The 19,217-nt window shown below is 56.5% G+C and carries 23 protein-coding genes; 9 read left to right on the top strand and 14 right to left on the bottom strand.

Annotated elements, in window-relative coordinates; all coding sequences use genetic code 11:
* Window positions 1-39 precede the first annotated feature (39 nt).
* A complete protein-coding gene (gene tsaA, locus VMC84_RS00315; protein ID WP_325377006.1) occupies window positions 40-540 on the top strand; it encodes a tRNA (N6-threonylcarbamoyladenosine(37)-N6)-methyltransferase TrmO in 501 nt (166 codons plus the stop codon).
* 126 nt (window positions 541-666) lie between these two features.
* On the opposite strand, the gene mcrA is transcribed toward tsaA, so the two are convergent.
* The 6 genes from mcrA to VMC84_RS00285 all read right to left on the bottom strand — a co-directional run bounded on the left by mcrA (window position 667) and on the right by VMC84_RS00285 (window position 7,564).
* Window positions 667-2,340, bottom strand: coding sequence for a coenzyme-B sulfoethylthiotransferase subunit alpha (gene mcrA / locus VMC84_RS00310; RefSeq protein WP_325377004.1), 1,674 nt, complete (start codon window positions 2,338-2,340; stop codon window positions 667-669).
* Between the two features lie 16 nt (window positions 2,341-2,356).
* Window positions 2,357-3,115 carry a coenzyme-B sulfoethylthiotransferase subunit gamma gene (mcrG, locus tag VMC84_RS00305; RefSeq protein WP_325377002.1) on the bottom strand — a complete coding sequence of 253 codons (759 nt, stop codon included), beginning with the start codon at window positions 3,113-3,115 and terminating at the stop codon, window positions 2,357-2,359.
* A gap of 12 nt (window positions 3,116-3,127) precedes the next feature.
* Window positions 3,128-3,751 (bottom strand): methyl-coenzyme M reductase I operon protein C, encoded by a 624-nt coding sequence (gene mcrC / locus VMC84_RS00300; RefSeq protein WP_325377000.1) that lies wholly within the window; start codon window positions 3,749-3,751, stop codon window positions 3,128-3,130.
* A gap of 19 nt (window positions 3,752-3,770) precedes the next feature.
* The gene (gene mcrD, locus VMC84_RS00295; protein ID WP_325376998.1) at window positions 3,771-4,265 is read right to left on the bottom strand and encodes a methyl-coenzyme M reductase operon protein D; all 495 of its coding nucleotides are present in this window, start codon (window positions 4,263-4,265) and stop codon (window positions 3,771-3,773) included.
* Window positions 4,266-4,292: 27 nt separating this feature from the next.
* Window positions 4,293-5,624 (bottom strand): coenzyme-B sulfoethylthiotransferase subunit beta, encoded by a 1,332-nt coding sequence (gene mcrB / locus VMC84_RS00290; RefSeq protein ID WP_325376997.1) that lies wholly within the window; start codon window positions 5,622-5,624, stop codon window positions 4,293-4,295.
* A 722-nt stretch (window positions 5,625-6,346) separates the two neighbouring features.
* Complete coding sequence (locus VMC84_RS00285; RefSeq protein WP_325376995.1) at window positions 6,347-7,564, bottom strand: tRNA (N(6)-L-threonylcarbamoyladenosine(37)-C(2))-methylthiotransferase; 1,218 nt, start codon at window positions 7,562-7,564, stop codon at window positions 6,347-6,349.
* 177 nt (window positions 7,565-7,741) lie between these two features.
* Here VMC84_RS00285 and VMC84_RS00280 point away from each other — a divergent pair, with 177 nt between their 5' ends.
* The 4 genes from VMC84_RS00280 to VMC84_RS00265 are packed head-to-tail and all read left to right on the top strand — an operon-like array spanning window position 7,742 to window position 9,854.
* Window positions 7,742-8,602: a fumarate hydratase gene (locus VMC84_RS00280; RefSeq protein WP_325376993.1), complete on the top strand. Its 861-nt coding sequence runs from the start codon at window positions 7,742-7,744 to the stop codon at window positions 8,600-8,602.
* Window positions 8,603-9,184, top strand: a complete 582-nt coding sequence (locus VMC84_RS00275; RefSeq protein ID WP_325376991.1) for a FumA C-terminus/TtdB family hydratase beta subunit — start codon at window positions 8,603-8,605, stop codon at window positions 9,182-9,184.
* A 23-nt stretch (window positions 9,185-9,207) separates the two neighbouring features.
* Window positions 9,208-9,363: a hypothetical protein gene (locus VMC84_RS00270; RefSeq protein ID WP_325376989.1), complete on the top strand. Its 156-nt coding sequence runs from the start codon at window positions 9,208-9,210 to the stop codon at window positions 9,361-9,363.
* Window positions 9,360-9,854 (top strand): hypothetical protein, encoded by a 495-nt coding sequence (locus VMC84_RS00265; RefSeq protein WP_325376987.1) that lies wholly within the window; start codon window positions 9,360-9,362, stop codon window positions 9,852-9,854. Before VMC84_RS00270 ends, VMC84_RS00265 begins: the two co-directional genes overlap by 4 nt.
* A gap of 36 nt (window positions 9,855-9,890) precedes the next feature.
* Here the strand turns inward: VMC84_RS00265 and VMC84_RS00260 are convergent, their stop codons facing one another.
* The 7 genes from VMC84_RS00260 to VMC84_RS00230 all read right to left on the bottom strand — a co-directional run bounded on the left by VMC84_RS00260 (window position 9,891) and on the right by VMC84_RS00230 (window position 13,308).
* Window positions 9,891-10,256: a transcriptional regulator TbsP domain-containing protein gene (locus VMC84_RS00260; RefSeq protein ID WP_325376985.1), complete on the bottom strand. Its 366-nt coding sequence runs from the start codon at window positions 10,254-10,256 to the stop codon at window positions 9,891-9,893.
* 148 nt (window positions 10,257-10,404) lie between these two features.
* The gene (locus VMC84_RS00255; RefSeq protein WP_414676330.1) at window positions 10,405-11,583 is read right to left on the bottom strand and encodes an NAD(P)/FAD-dependent oxidoreductase; all 1,179 of its coding nucleotides are present in this window, start codon (window positions 11,581-11,583) and stop codon (window positions 10,405-10,407) included.
* Entirely contained in the window at window positions 11,573-11,752 is a 180-nt protein-coding gene (locus VMC84_RS00250) for a 4Fe-4S binding protein (RefSeq protein WP_325376981.1), read from the bottom strand. The genes VMC84_RS00255 and VMC84_RS00250 overlap by 11 nt, the downstream gene beginning before the upstream one ends.
* A complete protein-coding gene (locus VMC84_RS00245; RefSeq protein WP_325376979.1) occupies window positions 11,749-12,243 on the bottom strand; it encodes a GbsR/MarR family transcriptional regulator in 495 nt (164 codons plus the stop codon). The genes VMC84_RS00250 and VMC84_RS00245 overlap by 4 nt, the downstream gene beginning before the upstream one ends.
* 59 nt (window positions 12,244-12,302) lie before the next feature.
* Window positions 12,303-12,689 carry a hypothetical protein gene (locus tag VMC84_RS00240; protein ID WP_325376977.1) on the bottom strand — a complete coding sequence of 129 codons (387 nt, stop codon included), beginning with the start codon at window positions 12,687-12,689 and terminating at the stop codon, window positions 12,303-12,305.
* The gene (locus VMC84_RS00235; protein ID WP_325376975.1) at window positions 12,676-12,933 is read right to left on the bottom strand and encodes a hypothetical protein; all 258 of its coding nucleotides are present in this window, start codon (window positions 12,931-12,933) and stop codon (window positions 12,676-12,678) included. Before VMC84_RS00235 ends, VMC84_RS00240 begins: the two co-directional genes overlap by 14 nt.
* Window positions 12,934-13,308: a hypothetical protein gene (locus tag VMC84_RS00230; protein WP_325376973.1), complete on the bottom strand. Its 375-nt coding sequence runs from the start codon at window positions 13,306-13,308 to the stop codon at window positions 12,934-12,936.
* Window positions 13,309-13,407: 99 nt separating this feature from the next.
* On the opposite strand from VMC84_RS00230, the gene tmk reads away from it, so the two are divergent.
* From tmk to VMC84_RS00210, 4 genes are all read left to right on the top strand, one after another.
* On the top strand, window positions 13,408-14,016 hold the full coding sequence (tmk, locus tag VMC84_RS00225; RefSeq protein ID WP_325376971.1) for a dTMP kinase: 609 nt from the start codon (window positions 13,408-13,410) through the stop codon (window positions 14,014-14,016).
* Window positions 14,017-14,090: 74 nt separating this feature from the next.
* Window positions 14,091-15,728, top strand: coding sequence for a glutamine hydrolyzing CTP synthase (gene pyrG, locus VMC84_RS00220; RefSeq protein ID WP_325376969.1), 1,638 nt, complete (start codon window positions 14,091-14,093; stop codon window positions 15,726-15,728).
* 70 nt (window positions 15,729-15,798) lie between these two features.
* Window positions 15,799-16,779 carry a DUF128 domain-containing protein gene (locus VMC84_RS00215; RefSeq protein ID WP_325376967.1) on the top strand — a complete coding sequence of 327 codons (981 nt, stop codon included), beginning with the start codon at window positions 15,799-15,801 and terminating at the stop codon, window positions 16,777-16,779.
* The gene (locus VMC84_RS00210; protein WP_325376965.1) at window positions 16,780-17,280 is read left to right on the top strand and encodes a DUF2124 family protein; all 501 of its coding nucleotides are present in this window, start codon (window positions 16,780-16,782) and stop codon (window positions 17,278-17,280) included. It begins immediately after the preceding gene.
* Between the two features lie 310 nt (window positions 17,281-17,590).
* On the opposite strand, the gene VMC84_RS00205 is transcribed toward VMC84_RS00210, so the two are convergent.
* Window positions 17,591-19,120, bottom strand: a complete 1,530-nt coding sequence (locus VMC84_RS00205) for a hypothetical protein (protein ID WP_325376963.1) — start codon at window positions 19,118-19,120, stop codon at window positions 17,591-17,593.
* Window positions 19,121-19,217 lie beyond the last annotated feature (97 nt).

Raw genomic sequence — 19,217 nt, 5'->3', positions numbered from 1 at the left:
CATAAGCATGATTACACGCCCTTTTCTAATGAGTTCATTATGAAGGCGAAGGCGGTAATATCCTACAAGCCCATCGGCATCATACATACTGGATTTAAGGACTGCAAGGATACGCCCATCCAGAGCGCCCTGAGCGATGCGGACGGCACGGTCGAGGTCTTTACCGAATATTCTTCGGGCTTGAAGGACATCGAAGGGTTTTCGCATATTTTTTTGATATACCATTTTCACCAGGCAGGGGCCTGCTCGCTCGTCCAGAAGCCCTTTTTGGATAATAAAAAACAAAGGGGCATATTCGCCATACGGCACTTTAACCGGCCTAATCCGATCGGGCTTTCTATCGTTGAGCTCAGAGGCGTAAAAGGCAACATCCTCGAGATACGCGGCGCGGACATGCTCGACGGCACGCCCTTACTCGACATTAAGCCCTATATCCGGCAGTTCGACTGCCGGGAGAACGCCAGGAGTGGCTGGGTCGACGAGCAGAAGTTCGAGATTTCTGACGTAAAGAAATACACCCCTGGAAGCCTGCAAAAATAGCATTTTATAAAACAGATACCGCCAAAGCGACGATGCAACTCTGTGCCTTTGAAAAACTCTGAAACTCCGTGTTATAAAAAAGAGGAAAAATTGAGGTTCCGAAGAACCTCAATCGAAGTTTCGCACTTACTTTGCGGGGATGACGAGAGTCCTCTCGCCGGCCGGCATGAACTCGCGGATCGCGCCGCGGGCGAACTCTTTCCTCGGCTCGGTGAAGTCGAAGGCCAGGTTCTTGTCCGCGAAGCAGATCTTGATGAGCGGGCTCGCCGTCCACGCGTCGCCGCGGCCGAAGTGGGCTGCGCCGGCGATACCGGCATAGCCACCCTGGTGGCCGACGTTCATCGCGTAGTTCGGGTAGTTCGGGCCTCTTAACTCATCGATGGCGCCCTCATCCGAGCGGCACGAGAACACGTTGGTCGCGCCGCACTGGTCCTGCAGGTCGTAGCCGAAGAATCCGAGCCTGCCCCATGCTTCCTTGTGCAGGTACATGGACAGGTACCAGGCCGACAGGCCAGCGTTCGAGTTGCCAGTCGCCATTGCGGCGGTAACACCCGAGGCAGCTGCCAGCACGGTCGCCCTCTGCGAGCCACCGAAGTGGTCCTCGAGGGTGGTCGGGTACTTCTCGTACTGCTCGATACCATACAGGGTGACTTCCGTGCCGAGGTCGTTGACTATGTCCATGGTCGGCTTGGTCTGGCCGATCTTGTACTTGCCCTTGGCATAGTCGTAGCCGTAGTAGGTGAAGTCATCCAGGATATCATCGGTGTAGGCGGCGGTCGCATACTGCGTGAAGCCGACACCACCGGACATGTAGGAGCCGAGCCAGATCTGGTCATACAGCATGCAGCCGGCCGCGACTACCTCAAGCGACGACTTACACGGGTCGTCCGGGTACTTGCGGTTGGTCTGCACGATGTCTGCGAGGAAGCCGAAGCTTAATCCGCCGGGCTCGTTGGGGCCCCTGGCACGCCTGGCTGGCAGAATGTCTGCCATCTCGACTAACGAGGCATGCTTTGCGGCGAACGCGAGGTCGGCGACGGCCGCTTCACCGGCGCACATCTTGTAGGCGTCGATGAACGACATGCCGATCTGCATGGCCGACCATCTGGAGGTCGTGCCACCGTCGCACGTCCTGACCACGGTGGTCGGGATGTGGACGGCCTGCCACAGGGACTTGCCGACAGCCTTCTTCAGGGCTGCGGCCTGCTCCTTCGGGAAGGCCTTGTTGATGTCCAGGACGTACTGCTTGTCGATGGAGTCAGCGAGCTCGTCGTCACCGGTGAAGACCTTGACGTAACAGTCGTCCACCAGGTTCGGGTTGGTTTCGACCATGTGTTCCTGAACGACCGCAGCGCCGGGCATTGCATGGTTGAGCACAGCCAGGTAGTTGCTGATAGTCTCAGGGGTAACGGTCTTGCCGAGACGCTTCTCCAGGGTCGCATGGGCCGTGTCCAGGCCGACGATAACGGTCCTGCGGATCTCATCCCAGAACTGCTGCATTGCAGCGTTGTTGACGAAGTGGAGGTCATCGCCCTCTACTACGACATCAGTTCCGGATACGACGTACGGGGTGAGCTGCCTCTGGCCGAGCGGGATACCGCCTATGTGGACCATGGGGTTGTAAGCCGAGATGCCCCTCTTCTTCGCGATGGCGTCTCCGGCCTTCTTGAACTCGACCTTCCTCTTGGACTGTGTGTAGCCTTCGTACTTGTACACAGTCGTCGTGGAGGTGGGGTCTTCTCCGGCGAACTTCTTCTTCATCGCCTTTATGAATCTCTTCTGGGTTTCTTTAACAGACATTTTATCTCACCTCACCTTACAACTTCGGCGCGAAGCCGCACTTGGTCCTCTCGTTGTGGATCCTCTGGACCCAGCCTACGACCTCAGCGTCGGACCTGAAGGGTACGCCGCCGATGAAGTAGATGGTGGTCCTCTTCTTGAGTTCCGCATCGGACATGGGCTTGCCGAGGTTAACCTTGCGGTCCAGCGGGTCGCCGACCTGGTCCTTGACGGCGTAGACGTTGCCGTTCTTGTCCAGGACGACCCTCTGCAGCATGTCGAACATCATGCCGTTCTCGTTCAGCCTGAGGGAGTGGCCGTGCACGGTGCAGCCCCTTAAGCCGGTCCTGGCCGCATCGTAGGTTTCGCCCTCCAGGAGCTCCTTGGATATCTTTTCGATATCCCTCTCACGTGCCTCGACGATCTGACGGCCGGACAGAGTACCGGGGTCTACTCCCCTGTACCTGGTCGAAGCCATCCAAGACCGGACGTACGGGACGGACGGAGCGTAGAACATGGAGTCAGTGAACTGGCAGTACCTGATCCTGTCGCCGGCTGCTGCGCCGGGGGTGGGCTCTACGATCTTTCTGATCGGGTCATCCGGCTCGCCGCCTTCCTTGAGGGGCGGGTGGATGGTCTTGTATGCGGAACCCGGAGCGCGGTGTCCCAGCATGACTACGACGTCATCATCGGAGAGGCTTCTGATCTTCTCCAGCTTGTATGATGGGTCCATGAACTTCTTACGGTTCTGGGCCACAGAAGTTTTACCGGGGTAGTATTGTGCTTTGTATGCCATATTTTTCACTCCTTATGTAGCTAGCTTCTGCGGGTTAATTTTAATGATATCTTTCACGATCTCGTTCAGCTTGTCTCTCGAGCAAGTCTGACCTCTCGTGATACCGGTGACGATCTCGATGATCGTCCCTTGTGTTTCGACCTTATCAGGTTCCGGGTTAACGACACGGGTCTTGACGCCTATTCTGGCGAAGTCCTCGAAGTCGACAGGGGCCTGGCATACGACAATGGCGGGGATACTGACGAACCGTAGTATGTCCCTGGCCTTGTATAAGACGTGAGACTTAACGTTGCCCAGGTGTATCAATGCCAGCTTATGGCGGTTTATCTGCTCGATCTCCTTTTCGGACATTCCGAATTTCGGGCCTCTCCCGATCGCGGCATCCTTCGCATCCGACGGGACGCCACCTCCGGAGAAAAGGACCAGCACGCTGACCTGGATGCCCTCCCTTCGTAAGCCGTGGGTGATCTCACAGACGGGCTTTGTGATATGCCGCTTGCCGGGAGTCATCGCTATGGCTATTACATCGGGCCGGCCCGTCTCGGACAGAGTGCCCCTCTGGGCAAGGCCCCCGCCCTTATCCAGCCCCATGCTTTCCCTGCAATCCACAACCTGTGTCTCTCGGTCTATTGGCATTTGATATCATCTCACGTTTTTATTCATCCATATGCTTGTCCGACCTCGGCCCGCAGCACGATGGCTTGCGCTTTGACTTTGGGTCGAACATGCCCAGGCTTATGTCGTCGACGTTACCGCCCTTCCGGACATAGTCCGTTATCGTCTTCCTCGTTCTGAGGTAGAGCCCTTCGTTGATGTCGAAGGGGATGGGCAACGTCTTTTCACAAGCTTCCCTGATCTTGTCTTTTACCGCGATGTCCTCGACCTCGACCCAGACCCTTCCGACCTGGACGGTGAGCTCGACCCGCTCTCCCAGGATGTTCAGATATTTTTTCTGAGCCTCGAACTTGCCATCGAGCAAGTTCTGGGGGTCATCCTTGGGAAGGCCAGGGCCATAGACCACCATTCGGGTGATGCCGCTGATCTTGTTCAGCTCATTGAGCAGTTTCTGGGCCGTTTCTACGGTGAGCAGTCGCGAGGGGAAAATTTCAAGCTGCAACAGCCTCTTTTTCCCATTTACCGGTAATACCATTTTTCAAACTCCGCATTCTTAGCTTTCTTATACCTTACCCTTGACCTCCGCAGCTCCCTTTGCGACATGCGTGAGCGGCTCCCTGAACTCGGGGATCTCGCTGAATATGCCCAGGATACCAGAGGTCGCCTCGGGGCTGAACATCTGGGTGCCGGCATCTAGCGAGCAGGCCGCCGATACGCACGGAATTGCAAAGCCTTTGCTGTGCCTGGTAACGACGTGGTTGCCGTTGAAAACGCCCGGTCCGCCGCCACCGTAGATCGAGTGGCTGAAGAACGAGAACCCGACGGCAGTACCCTCTACCTTACCGAAGTCGCAGCCCGGCAGGCCGGTCTCTCTTTCGATGAGGTCGTTGGCGTACAGCAGAGTGGACGATACCGCCTGTGCGCCTCTTAATGCGCCGCAGTTTACCATGGTCGCGGCCATTGTGGCGACTGCAGTGTAGGCGTTCCACATCGGGATGTCGTCCGTCGTGTACAGCTTGTAGCCGGACGGAAGTGTCTTCTCGACTTTAATGACTTTGTCATCTACAGCCTTGCCAACGACGGTGGCAACGACGGACCCGATGGTGCCGTTCTTGCCGTTCTCCTTGACAGTGTTGTAGAGCATGTTGTTCGCGTTCAGGCCCTGGTACGCAAAGCCGAGTAGCTGGTAGCGTTCCCATGGTCCGACAGCGTCGCCCATTTCCCAGACGCCGGCCTGCTCGAAGATCGAGGACAGCGCGGCGACGTTCATGGTGTTCCTCTTCGCGATAACGACGCAGTGGTTGGTAAGGATGTTCCTTAACGCATAGCCGACGCCCTCGTCCTTCTGGGGGATCTCGAGGATCATCTTGACGTTGCCGCCGACCAGATCCATGGTCTGCGGGTACATGCCCCAGACTGCATTCTTGACGTACGGTGCGTCGAACATGTCGACTTTGTACATGTCGAGAATGGCTTCGGTGACCGCCGATGCGGTGCTGCTCAGGCTGGCGACGAACTCTGCGCCGGACTCGACCCTCTGGGTCGGGACCTGGACGAGCAGGCTCTTGCCGCCGCCGATGACCTTGACCGCAGTATCGTCACTCTTGTTGATGCGGACAGTGTCAGCGACTACCTTGGCGATCTTGTCAGCGTCCTTGACGATGGAAAGGTCCAGGCTTCTTCCGAGGACCTGCCTGCCCTTGCCGCCGACTTTGCCGGACTTCAGGGCGCCTTCGATGCCTTCCAGGCTTACAGCCACAGTTCTCTTGGTTAAGTTGACGATCTTGCGGATCGCCGGGTTGATGACCGGGCTGACTGCCTCAAGGGGTACATCCTTTTCTAAAAGTTTTCCCTTATCGTCGTATAGGTCTATTTTGTCTTTGAATTTAGGCATTTTCCCTCCTCCCGTGGGATTGTTTACAAGTGGTCAGAATGGTCGCTTACGCGCAGTCACGAACCGTGACCTGCACTCAAGAGGTGCCAATTATGACCGCCTCACCAGGCGATCTTAAAAGGTTAATACTATGGGCATGATACATACATCCGATACATACATCCATAGCTTTTGATAGACCATTCGACTAGATGTTGATATGTATTTCTGGCATATTAACTTTATGTTTACACGCTAAAATATTTTTAAATATTTATATAATATTTATTAGTATTATTTTAAAGCTCTTGCTTTGCCAGGTATTTTTTAATTATTGATTTATATATGGTTAATTTCAATTAAATAAAAATAAGTTTTATTTTCTTTTTGTATGCATTATAATAATATAATAATATATTATTTTTTGTTTTAAACATTTACTATATGGTTCTAACCTATTTATAGATTATCATGCCGACAAAGGCTTTTTTGAGTAAAATAAGCAAATATATCAGATTAGACGGTATATAGGATATAATTTGCCATATTAATAAAATATAATACAAAATACTAGTAATTTTATTGTTTTATTTTAAATTTAGCTCTTTATTGAAAATATATATGCTTATTCCCAATATTAAATTTAATTATAATCAGTCTGAATCCTGATGTTAAAAAAATACTATTTATTACATTTAATACAAAATTAATGAAAAAATTTGGCCCATAAATTTTTATCGTTTTTATTTATTAATTGGTTCACCGGCCATATACGTGGTGCTCGCACCGCAAATTCTCACGTCCAGGCGAGTGCCGGGAGGAACAGCATACGGAATGACGACCATGTGATAATAATCGTCCCGTGCGACTGCCGTTCCTGGCTTTCCTTCGTCCGTGACGAGCACGCTCAGGCGGCGGCCCGCCGAGTCCCGCATATAGGCCGAAGTTATCTCGTGATGGAGCCGAGTGAGAGCGCGGGAGCGCTCCTTCTTTATCCCGAACGGCGGGTTTTCCATGCCGGCGGCGGCGGTACCCGGCCTCGGGGAAAAGCGGGTGATGTTCACCTTGAGCGGCCTCGTTGCACGCAGGTCTTCCATGGTCATCGCGAAGTCCTCGTCCGACTCCGTCGGGAACCCCACGATGTAGTCGGTGGAGATGGTAATGCCGGGCACGCCATGCCGGAGCCTGGCGACGATTTCCCGGTACTGGCTTTCAGTATATGGCCTCGCCATGAGCTTCAGGATGCGGTCCGAGCCTGACTGGACCGGTATATGGGCGAACCTGTATACGCGGGGGTCGTTTAAAACGGAGACCATGTCGTCAAGGATGTCCGATATGGAGAACGGGTTCATCATTCCCAGGCGTACCCGGTAGTCGCCCCCGAGGCGCAGTACGTCGCGCAGGAGGGAGGGCAGCCTTTTACCGGTATCGAGCCCGTAGGCGCCGGCGTCCTGGGCTGTCAGGAATATCTCTTTTGCGCCCATTTCCACGGCACGTTTAACCGTAAACACGACCTTTTCTGCGGGGACGCTGCGCAGCGGGCCTCTCACGAGGCGTACGATACAGTAAGAGCAGTGTCCCCGGCATCCTTCGGCGATGGATATGATCGCCGTCGTGCCCTTGATGAGGGGCTCCCCTGCGACCGGCGGTATCCCGAGAGCGCCGGCGACTGCGGCGGCGCCTGGCGACCGCATTATTTCGACGTTGATGCCTTTAAGCAGGTAGGGCTGCGCCGCGGCCATGCATCCGGCGACTATGACCCTCTTGCCGTCATATTTTTTTATGGCCTTCAGCATGCTCTTCGAGGTGAATTCGGTGACCGCGCAGGTGTTAACGATGACCGTGTCGGCTTCTCCGGGCGTTCCGACGACCTCGCCGCCCGAAGCGATGATCGAGTTCCGCATCTCCCGGGAGTCGCTCTGGTTAGCCGTGCAGCCGTGCGTCTCAATGTATATCCTCATTATTGCCCTTCGTTTTCTTGTACCGCCAGTAGTATGATCGCCAGTAAAAACCTGTTCTTATTGACGTCCTCGAGCAGGTCGCCGATGGTCAGAGACATACGATTGTGATAAAACGGTCTTTTTATTTATTTGCTTCTGAAAAGGGTTTTTATCGTAAGGCGCACTATTTCCAGTTATATGGAAGACAGGCTCATCGAGGAAACGGTCATCGCGCTGCTCCGCCGTTCCGTGGCCGTACTCCCTCCCGACGTACTGGCGGCGCTGGAAGGGTCGATGCTGATCGAGCGGGACCCCCTGGCCAGGCGGGAGCTGGAGAGGATCATCGCGAACGTGAAGGAGGCGGGCGCGTGCACGCTGCCCATGTGCCAGGATACGGGCCTGCCGGTCTTTTTCGTGAAGATGGGCTTCACCGTGCCTGGCTTTGAAGAGTCGGTCGCCCGGGGCGTGCACCGGGCTACGCACGAGATACCGCTCCGTAAGAACGTCGTCCACCCGATTACACGCGCGAATACCGGCGACAATACGGGAAAGGGCATGCCTTACATATATTACTCGTGCGAGGCGTCCGGCCACATCGACATCACCGTGATGCCCAAGGGCGGCGGCTCGGAGAACATGAGCGCGCTGGCAATGCTCAATCCTTCAGCGGGCATCGCCGGGGTCAAGCGTTTTGTCCTGGACACGGTCGTCGGCGCCGGTAGCAAGCCCTGCCCCCCGGTCATCTTGGGCGTCGGCATCGGCGGCACCGCGGATGAGTGCATGGCGCTGGCGAAAAAAGCAGTTTTAAGGCCGGTAGGCTCGCGAAACCCCGACAGGGATGTCGCCCGGCTCGAGATGGAGCTGCTGCACGCGATAAACCGCACGGGCATCGGCCCCATGGGCCTGGGCGGAGACACGACAGCCCTGGGGGTCCAGGCCGAGTACGCCTGCTGTCATACGGCGAGCCTTCCTGTGGCCGTCATCTTCCAGTGCTATGCGGCACGCAGGGCGCACGCCCGGATCTACGAGGACGGCAGCGTCGAGCTCGGGGGCGAGTAGATGGATTACCGTCTCGACACGCCGCTGGCCAGGGAGACCGTCGAAAAGCTCCGCGCCGGCGATATCGTTTATATCAGCGGTGTCTTTGTCACGGCCAGGGATAAGGCGCATGTCCGCATGGCCGAATATTTCAAAGAGCATAAGGAGTTGCCTTTTAAGCTTGACGGCTCGGTCATCTTCCACGGCGCCCCCATCGTTAAAAAAGAGGACGGCGAGTGGAAGATCGTGGCCATCGGCCCCACCACCAGCTCGCGCATGAACGGCCTGGAGCCCGCTGTCATAGAGCATGGCGCCGCCGCCATCGTCGGCAAGGGCGGCATGGGGCCGGATGTGCTGAAGGCGCTTCACGACAACGGGGCCGTATATTTTTCGATGACTGGCGGCACCGCGGTGCTGGGCGCCCGCATGGTGAAAAAGGTGCTCGGCCTCGCCTGGGAGGACCTGGGCATGGCCGAGGCCGTGTGGCTCCTCGAGGTCGAGAATTTCGGGCCGCTGACGGTGACGATGGACGCGCACCTGGGCGACCTCTACGAGGCGGTCAGGCGCAGGGTCTCGGAAAATATTAAGGGTATGCGATTCTAAATATCAGTAGAGGTGAATGTAGCATGTGTACCACCGGCGGAATGCCCGCAGATATCGAGATAAACGAGATCAAGTTCAAGCGCTATAAATGCAAGGACTGCGATAATAAGTTCAAAGGCGCGGGCAAGAGGCCCGTGTGCCCGTCCTGCGGCAGCGAGGACGTCGAGCTGATCGAGTGAGCGTCGAGTTAGATCTCGGCCCCGACGAGATCCTTTTTTTATACGACGATAACAATACCGTGGGAATTGTCAGGACCGGAGGCCTTAAGCGGGTCTTCATCGAGACCGAGGGCGAGGAACTCGTCCAGTTCCTGGGTCCGGATGACATCATCGCGGCGTCGTGCTTTTTAGGCGGAGAAAAGGCCATGGAAATGGCCCGCAGCATGCTGTTCCTCGTCCGGGAGGGCGGCTCGCCCCTTCTCGTGCTTAAAAAGTCACACCCGGCCACGCGCCGCATACCGCTCGTGGTCTCCGCGGGCGAGAGGATCGTGCTGAGCGGCTGTATCGTGCCCGGCACGCACCCGGAGCAGGACGTACTCTGCGGCAAGGGCGCCCTCGACGGCATCACGTTGAAAGCGACGAAACGTGGTGTGCTCGTCGAAGGGAGAGAAACACCGCGCCATGAAAAACGGCGTTTTTACCTTGTTACAGATATAAAAAATAAACTATGAGCGCAAATTAAGGCTAAGGCACAAACCCTTTTAATATTATGCCGGGATGCCGAAGCACTCTTTGAGCTTTCCGTCGTTCAGCTTGAGGCGAATCTTGGGGCGGCCGAAGGGCGTCTTGACGCTCTCCTCGAAGAGGACGTTCAGGTTTACGAGAAAGTCCTTTCTGCGGGAGAAAGTCGCCTTGGAGGCCACGCCGGTGTCCTCTCCCCACTGGACGACGTCGTAGAAAAGCTCGCTGTTTTTCGCAGCCGCAAGCAACGCGATGGAGACCTTGTCGACGGCCTTTGTCTTGAGCACCGAGTAGCGGGTGTCATCGAAGGCCTTGCTGTACATGATAAAGTCCACGATTGTCTGCTCCGACAGGTATCCCGACATTGAAGCGACTATATCATTTAATTTCATGAAATGATTTTTTGTTTTTGGTGATAATAAAGTTTTTGATAAAATTGTTTTATGATTTCGAGATTAACTGTATTTCAAGCCAATTTTGCGTTTGGGGCTCAAATCATTAAGCTTTTTAAGCTTGTTTAGTAATAAAAAATGGCTGGCCTCAGAAGAGGCCGGCCAGCTCCAGGAACATTGCCGGGTTGCGTGTGATAATCTCTCTTAAGAGCTTCGCCACGGACATCTCCTCGAAATTAACGCCCTGCAGGGACCTCGCTACCGAGTTCATCAGGCTATCCTCCGCCTTGACGACGAACTCCTTCGTCTTATAGTTCCGGTCCAGCTGCTTGCCGAGCTCTTCCCCGACCTCGCGGTCGTAGCGAATCAGCTTTTTCGCCGAGACGTCGTTAGCCTTGATGGCGTCCGCGATGACGTTGCCCGCGATGCGGCCGCTGGCCATGGCGTTATAGATGCCGCCGCCCGTGATCGGGTCCGACACCCGGCCGGCGTCTCCGACGAGCACCAGCCCGCCCGTGGAAAGCTGCTTGAGCATGCCGCTTGCCGGCACCGCGCCCACGACGGTCTCGATGATCTTGCCATCCGGGAACTTCCAGGCCATGAAATCGTGCAAGTAGTCGATCGGATGCTTACCCGAGAATCGGTTGCCCAGAATCCCCAGGCCCACGTTGGCCTCCCGCTTTCCCTTGGGAAAGATCCAGACATAGCCGCCGGGGGCGCGCTCGTTGCCCATGTAGAAATCACAGCTGTCAGCCTTGATGTCGATGTCGGTGACCAGGAACTGCGCGCAGGTCTCGATATCCTTAGGCTTTATCGTGGTGTTAATGCCGGCCCATTTGCCGACCCTCGACTCGATGCCGTCGGCGCCGACCACGACTTTTGCCCGGGCCTCGAAGTCGTCGCCGCGATATTTGCCCCGGATGCCGCAGACGTTGCCGTTTTCCTTGAGGAGAGAGGTCGCCTGGGTCTTGACCTGCACTTCGGCGCCGGCCTTCGCGGCCGTCTTCGCCAGTGCGCGGTCAAAGATCTTACGCTCGAGGACGTAGCCCACTTCCTTGCCGGCGAGCTTCTCGGAAAGCTCGACGCAGGTCCCGTCCGGGGCGAAGATCCGGGCACCGGTGACCTCGGCGCATATCCACCTGGGGTCGGGCTCGATGAACTTCGAGAGCCCCAGCTTGCCCGTGCCCTCGGCACACCGCACGGGATCGCCGATCTCCTGGCGCTTCTCGATCAAAAGAACGTCGAGGCCGTGCTCCGCGGCGGTCCGCGCGGCGATTGAGCCCCCCGGCCCGGCGCCGACCACGATGACATCGTACTCACTCTTCATCATCGACCAGCTCCAGCGCCCCCATGGGGCATACTTTGGTGCAAATGCCGCAGTTGCTGCACTTATCGTCGACCTCGATATACGTCTCGACGAGGTCCAGGGCGTCCTTGGGGCAGACGCTCACGCAGGCCCCGCAGTAGCCACAGCGATACCGGTTTACAGTGATCACTTTTTCTCCTCCAGTGGTACGTCCAGTAATCTTTTCATGTATGATTCTAAGTCCCTGAGCTTTGCCTCGTAAATCTCGATAAACTCGGCGTGCTCGCTCAGCCTGGGGTCGTTGGCGTCCTTATCGCCCTTGACCGCCTGGAGCTGGCCGAGCACGACCTGCACGTAGTCGTCATGGATAGTCTTCAGCGTCATCCGCATGATCTCATCGAGGTTCGCGCGGCTCGAATAATAATTTTTACGGCTGTCCTGCCGCTTTTGCCTGGCCACGAGGTTCAGCCGGACCAGCTCGTCGATGGCGGAGCTGACCGCCGGCACAGAGTACCCGGTGAATTCGCTGATCTCGTCCTGGGTCATGGGTTCCACCGCCAGCAGGATCGCGCCGAAGACGCGGCCGTGCAGAGTTCCCAGTCCCCGGGCCTTGAAAAGCGCCTCGAAGGTGTCCAGTATTGCTTCCCTCTCCTTGATAATGTCGGAGTATGACTTAGCCATTAAGCGTACTGATGCAGAACAACTATTTAAGTTTTTTGAAATTTCAAAAAATATAAAAATTAGCCATGTTTCATGAGCACTTTGAGCATGGCCTCGGCCTCTTTCCTGGCCTCTTCCCGGGATATGAGGCCTGCCGGAGCCTGGCCTGCGGTATAATCGGGCTCTTCTTCGGGCAGGGACGGGATGGAGGTAAACCGGCCGGCCGACCGGCAGACGACGAGCATGTCCCCGGCCATGAATACGGTGATCGTAAATCCCTGTATGACGAGGGTCATCCTTTTAGCCTGAAAATGGGATGCCGGCCCGCTGTAAAATTCAACGACCCGCGCGATGTGCGAGGGCTCCCATCCTTCGCAAAAAAGAAGACCCTGCCCCCGGTATATGGCTATTCCCGCGTAACCGTCCGTGCTCCGCAGCAGGTCGACGATCCTCTTAATCATGCTCATCGCCCGCCAGCCTGAAAGAGCATGTCAGTTGCAGTGACGCCGCAGCCATGCTCGCCCCGCCCAGCGCCATGGACAGGCCGGACAGCGCGCCGGCGCCGGGAACCGTCGAGATGGAGCCGCAGGCCATGAATATCGCGGCGGCCGACAGGTACAGGAAAAACGGGGCCTTCAGCGAGCGATAGACCATGGAAAAAATGATAATACAGGCCGCGCCGGCCGCGATATAAAATATTATGGTGTCCATTCACCGGCCCCCTTTTTGGAAATCGAGCAGCATCAGCCCCGCTCCTGCAAATGAGACGGCCGCCAGCGAGGCCGCCAGAGGGACGTCCATGGCATAGAACGTGGAAACGGCTTCGGAAATGCCGGCGCCTGAAGAGGCAAGGACGGCCCAGTATAATGCCTTAAAAGCGCCACTGCCCCCATGCCTTAGAAATGTGTTCCTGACAGTCCTTGAAAGCAGCAGCGAGCCGATGGCTAATATGAGCCCGGAGGCCATAAGCAGCGAAGACCGGTAAGGATCGCCAGGCGGCGGCGACGGCCTGTAGAATGCCGAGGCTGCCACGATGGCGGAGGCCGAAAGGAGCCCGGCGGCCCGAAGGGAAAGCGAAGCAGGCATAGAAGATTAATTGTCTTCAGGTACGATAAATATTTTCATTTTATTGCAAATAAGTTACCGTACAAATATTTAATATAATCGGCGGGCGAAGTTGTCTCGATGACCCGCAGAGGCTATTTGATCACCATCGAAGGCATAGACGGCACTGGCAAGACCACCCAGGTCCAGCTTCTGAAGGAGTGGCTCGATAAGCACGGCATCGATGCCGTTGCCCTCAAGGAGCCCACGCAGGGCCGCTACGGGCAGGAGATAGCCCGGCGCGCCCGGTCCGGGGACCTCTCTTCGGAGAACGAGCTTCGGCTGTTCATGGAGGACCGGAGGGAGGACGTCGAGAAGAGCATCCGGCCCGCGCTCGATGCGGGGAAGGCGGTCATCATGGATCGCTACTATCTATCCAATATGGCGTACCAGGGCGCCCGCGGCCTCGACCCGGAGCGCATTCGCCGGGAGAACGAGGCATTTTCGCCCATACCCGACCTTATCATTATTCTCGATATCAGTCCGGAAAAAAGTATGGCCCGGGTGAACGCCAGAAAGAACGTGGTGGGGCATTTCGAGAATGCGCAATACCTGGAAAAGGTCCGGGATATCTTTTTAGCCATTGGAAAGCAGCCGAACGCCATGGTCATAGACACGGGCGCGCCCATCGCGGACGTTCACCGGCGCATCGTGGACGCCGTGTGCGAGCTGATGCATGTTTTCCAGTAATCCCAATAAGTATATCATTAAGTTTAAGCCAAATCGGGACGAATAAATTTCATTAAATCCTGTGGTGATATTGAGTGAAATACGTTGTAGTGACCGGCGGTGTGATGAGCGGCTTAGGAAAAGGCATTACGGCGGCGTCGACGGGCCGTATCCTGAAGAACAAGGGGTACAAGGTCACGGCCATCAAGATCGACCCGTACATCAACATCGACGCCGGCACCATGAGCCCGTTCCAGCACGGCGAGGTCTACGTCCTGAAGGACGGCGGCGAGGCCGACATCGACCTGGGCCACTACGAGCGGTTCATGGACATCAACCTCACCTCTGAGCACAATATCACCACCGGTAAGATCTACAAGACCGTCATCGAAAAGGAGCGCCGCGGCGACTACCTGGGCAAGACGGTCCAGATCATCCCCCATATCACCAACGAGATCAAGGAGCGCATCCGCCATATCGCCAAGAAAAGCGGCGCCGATATTTGTTTAGTCGAAGTCGGCGGCACCGTGGGCGACATCGAAAGCATGCCCTTCCTGGAGGCGGTCCGCCAGATGCGGGCCGAGGAAAAGAAAGAGGATATTACGCTAATACACGTCACGCTGGTTCCCATCGACACCATGGACGAGCAGAAGACGAAGCCCACGCAACACTCCGTTAAGGAGTTACGCGAACTGGGCATTCAGCCAGACATCATCGTGGCCCGGTGCAAGAAGCCCCTGGCCCGGTCCACAAAGCAAAAGATCGCGCTGTTCACGGACGTGCCCGAGCAGGCGGTTATCAGCGCCAACGACTCGGACGATATTTATAAGGTGCCAATCCAGCTGGAGAAGGAAGGCATGGCGGAAGTGGTGATGAAACACATGAACCTCCAGCCGCTCGACGACTCGAAATCGTGGAACGAGATGGTCTCGCGGCTGGTCGCCTGCGACAAGAGCCTGACCGTCGCCATCCTGAGCAAGTACGGCATCGAGGACGTGTACCTGAGCGTGAAAGAGGCGCTCAAGCACGCGGGCATCGCCACCGGGGCGAAAATCAGGATCAAGTGGGTCGAGTCCGAGGATCTGGAAAAAGCGGATGACCTGGCGCCATTCTTCGCGGACGTCGACGGCATTTTAGTGCCGGGCGGCTTCGGCACCCGGGGCATCGAGGGCAACATCAAGGGCATCCAGTATGCCCGGGAGCATAATATTCCTTACCTGGGCCTGTGCCTGGGCTTCCAGCTCGCGACCATCGAGTTCACGAGGAATGTTGTCGGCTATAAGGACGCCACGAGCAGCGAGTTCAGCGCCACGGGCACGCACGTCATAGACTTATTGCCCGAGCAGAAGGACATCAAGAACATGGGAGGCACCATGCGGCTTGGCGAGCATAAGCTGTGGATCAAGGACAACACCCTGGCCCACCGGCTTTACGGCTCCACAAAGATCAGCGAGAGGCACAGGCACCGCTACGAGGTCAACCCGGACCTCATCGACGAGATCGAGAGCCACGGCCTGGTGTATTCGGCCAAGAACGACAACCGTATGGAGATATTAGAGCTGCCTTCCCATAGATTCTTTTTAGCCACGCAGTTCCACCCCGAGTTCAAGTCGAGACCCGAGAGGCCTTCGCCCCCATTCCTCGGGTTCGTGCAGGCGATGCTGGACGCGAAGAAGCCCGAGGCGGGCAAGATCACGGCCGAGAGCCCCAGGGAACCGTTGACCTCCCCGTAATCCTTTTCAAGCGAATAGCAAATTATAAAATCAGGTAATATATTCTAATCTCTTTAGGAAGATAAGCGAAATGCCAGACGCAGAGACACAGCGCAAACTGATAGAGATCCTACGTATTCTAAGCGAGTCTAACGGCGAAGTGGGCGCCAGGAAGATCGCCGAGGAGCTTAACCGGCGGGGCTACAACTTAGGCGAGCGCGCCACGCGATACCATCTGCGGATGCTCGACGAGCGGGGATTCACCAAGAAGCACGGCTACCTGGGCCGCGTCATCACCCCCCTTGGCGAAGAGGAGATGGAGCATGCCCTCGTTACGGATCGCCTGGGCTTTGTTTCGACCCGCATCGAGAACTACGAGTATAAGACCACCTTCGACCCCTTGAGCGATACGGGCGATGTGGTCGTCAATATCTGCTACATCGATAAGGCGGACTGCGACCGTTCCCTGGCCATGCTGAAGCGCGTCGTGGAAGCGGGCTATGCCATCAGCCCCCGCCTCAAGGTGGTCGACGAAGGCGAGGAGATCCTGGAGAACGACGTTCCCGAAGGCCAGATGGCGCTCGCCACGTTCTGCAGCATCACCATCGACGGCGTCCTCTTAAAGAGAGGCATACCCGTGAACCTGAAGTACGGCGGCATCTTACGGGTTAAGAATCATAAAGCCGAGCGCTTCACCGACGTCATCGATTACCACGGCACGTCCATCAACCCCATGAACGTCTTCGTATCAAAGAGTATGACGTCGGTGCTTAAGGTCCTTGAGACGGGCTCGGGCAACGTGCTGGCCAACGTCCGGGAGATACCGGTGAACGCACGCGATATGGCCCGGAGCATCATCGGCCAGATGAATAGTGCCGATATCCACGGCATATTTTCGGGCTGCGAAGATATGCGGCCCCTGCTGGGAGTGCCGATCGATGCTGGCATGTGCGGTATCGCGAGCTATTCGGGAATCAACCCGTTCGCCGCGCTTATGGAAATGGGCATACGAACGCGCATCATACCGCTGTCCGCGGTGATGAGCGTAAAAGAGCTGAAGAGGCTGGATTAAATGGCATATAAATTGATCGAGACATCCAGAGGCCTGTCGAATCTTTTAAAGATATTTAAGGTGCAGATAATGGCGCTGGGCGTCCAGCGCGGCAGCCACATCGTCTTCGTCGGCTGCGCGGGCACGTGCCTGCCTTTCATCGAGCTGTTCGCCTATACTTTGCGCAACGACCCCGTCGTGATGACTTTCGTCCCGGACGGGATCATCGAGGATGCCCGCTCCATCTGGCAGGTCCCGGGGATAGGCATGCAGACCGGCGGCGCGGCCGATCCGCACGGCGCGGACTTTATTGTTTTGCTGGGCGGGCTGTCCATGCCGGCCTGTACTCTGGGCATCGGGGGCTCCAACGAGGTAATCGATAAGATAAAGAAGCCGGGGGCTAAGGTCATGGGCGTCTGCTTCATGAGCATGTTCGAGAAGGCCGGCTGGTACGGCAAGGTGCCCTTCGACCTCGTCATCGACGCTAATATAGAGCCCATACAGGTCCAGAAGTTCGAATAGACAACTGAGGCCACGGTGAGTTTTACCAACAGTGGTCACAGAGGCCTTTTATTTTTACCACAGAGGTTCACAGAGGCCACGGAGGACGATTTATATCTCACCACAGAGGTTCACAGAGGCCTTTTTAAAATGGGTCACAGAGAACGCAGAGACTATCCACGGGCGGGGTCTGCAAGGGGCGAGCGAAGCGAGTCCCCTTCAGCATTTAAAATACCTCTGTGACCACTGTGAACCCCTGTGGTGAAAATAAAATACTCTGTGACCACTGTGAACCATTGTGGTGAATTATAGTCCTCCGTGGCCTCTGTGGTCAGTACCGGCGGCGCTTGCGCATGGTAGCGAGCAGCGACAGCCCGATGACACCCACGGTCCCGCCCGCGAGCAGCAGTCCGCCGAGGGCGTCTGACTTGATGACCGCCTCCTTTTGAGGCTGCACGCTCAGCTCTGCCATGAGCATGGTGGTCTGGCCGCCGCCGTCCAGGTAGATTTTCGCAGTGTAATTGCCCGTCGTGCCGTTGGGAACTGTGGATCGTATGGTGAACTCGGAGGCCACGCCAGGATCGACCTCGATCTTATCCCAGGGCGCGCCGCTCAGATAATACGCCCAGTTATCGCCTACCTCCGCGGTCACCGCCAGCTCCATGGGGAACTCGCCGTCGTTATAGACCCGCACGGGAATATCAAAAGAGTCCCCGTCCGTGAGATTGATAGAGGGGTATCCCTGGCCGGAGACTTTATAGCCTTTTATCAAGGCTTCGTAGGCGGGCGCGCCCTGGACCTGTAAATAGAGCGTGAGCTTATTGGAGGAGACGTCCTGCCCTTTCAGGGTGAGGTTGACCGTATAGGTGCCCGGGTCCGCGCTCTTTGGAACGTAAACCCAGAAGTCAGAGGTGGCAATTTCCGCCCTGGCCGCGTAGAACATCGTGCCGTTGCCCGTCGTGGCGCCCCAGCCATCGGGCTTCTCGATCACCAGGTCCAGGGGCTTATCCCGGGCGTAGCCGTTGTTCACGTTAAAGACGAATTGGGCAGTATCGCCGGCTTTTACGGTCCTCGAAGGGTAGTTCGTGTAGAGGTCCAGAGACTCGTAGGGCATGTCCTTGACGATGACGACGACTGGTATCTTCGCATAAAAGGGCCCGCCGGTGACGAGCACGTACCAGAGGAAGGCGCCCCGCTGGTCGCCGTTATACTGGAAATCGAAGGAGATCTCCCGCTGGTCGCCGCAGCGGACGCCGAGCATCTGCCCCTCCGGGCACCAGCCTACCCAGTTCTTCGTATCGGCCTCGGGCGCCTGGAGGCCGAAGGCCACGTACTGGTCCGACATCTGACTGTTCTCGACGCATATGGTAACGGACACAGGGCGGCCGGGGCTCGTCTCCAGGACGGAGTTGACCGCGTAGGGCACCAGCCCGGCATAGGGCACCTTCGTGAGCTGCCGGTTCAGCGTCCTGGTGCCGCGGAACTCCTGCTCGTCCATGAGCGTCTGGAACCCGGCGGCCGCGGTGACGACGGAGTAGGTGCCGGACGTGATGACGACATTATAGTAGCCGATGGCGTTCGACTTCGTCTGGTTCACGATCTCCTGGTCCTTTATGAAGTAGATGACGGCGCCGGAGATGGGATAGGGAGTCCTGTCCTGGTTCCCGTCGCTGCCCGTGATGTAGCCTTCCACGTAGATGGTCCGGTTGTCGTCGCTGCTGGAGTTGGTCAGCGCGGTGTCCCCCGCAGCGGGCCAGGAGAGCAGGGCAGCCGCCATGGGCACGATAACGAAAACTGCCAGTAAGACTGATACGATAGATATAGCCATGCGTCTTTTATCGGCGTTTTGAATTATTTCCATCGGGTCCGCCTCATTCACCCCTTGAAAGACATATTAATGGTAAATACCACAACCGGTACCAAATATATAATTTAGTGGATAAATTATAAATATATTT

This window comes from Methanocella sp. (genome assembly GCF_035506375.1).
Taxonomy (GTDB): Archaea; Halobacteriota; Methanocellia; order Methanocellales; family Methanocellaceae; genus Methanocella.
Note: the sequence above shows the minus strand (reverse complement) of the source record. Positions and strands in the feature narration are given on the sequence as shown.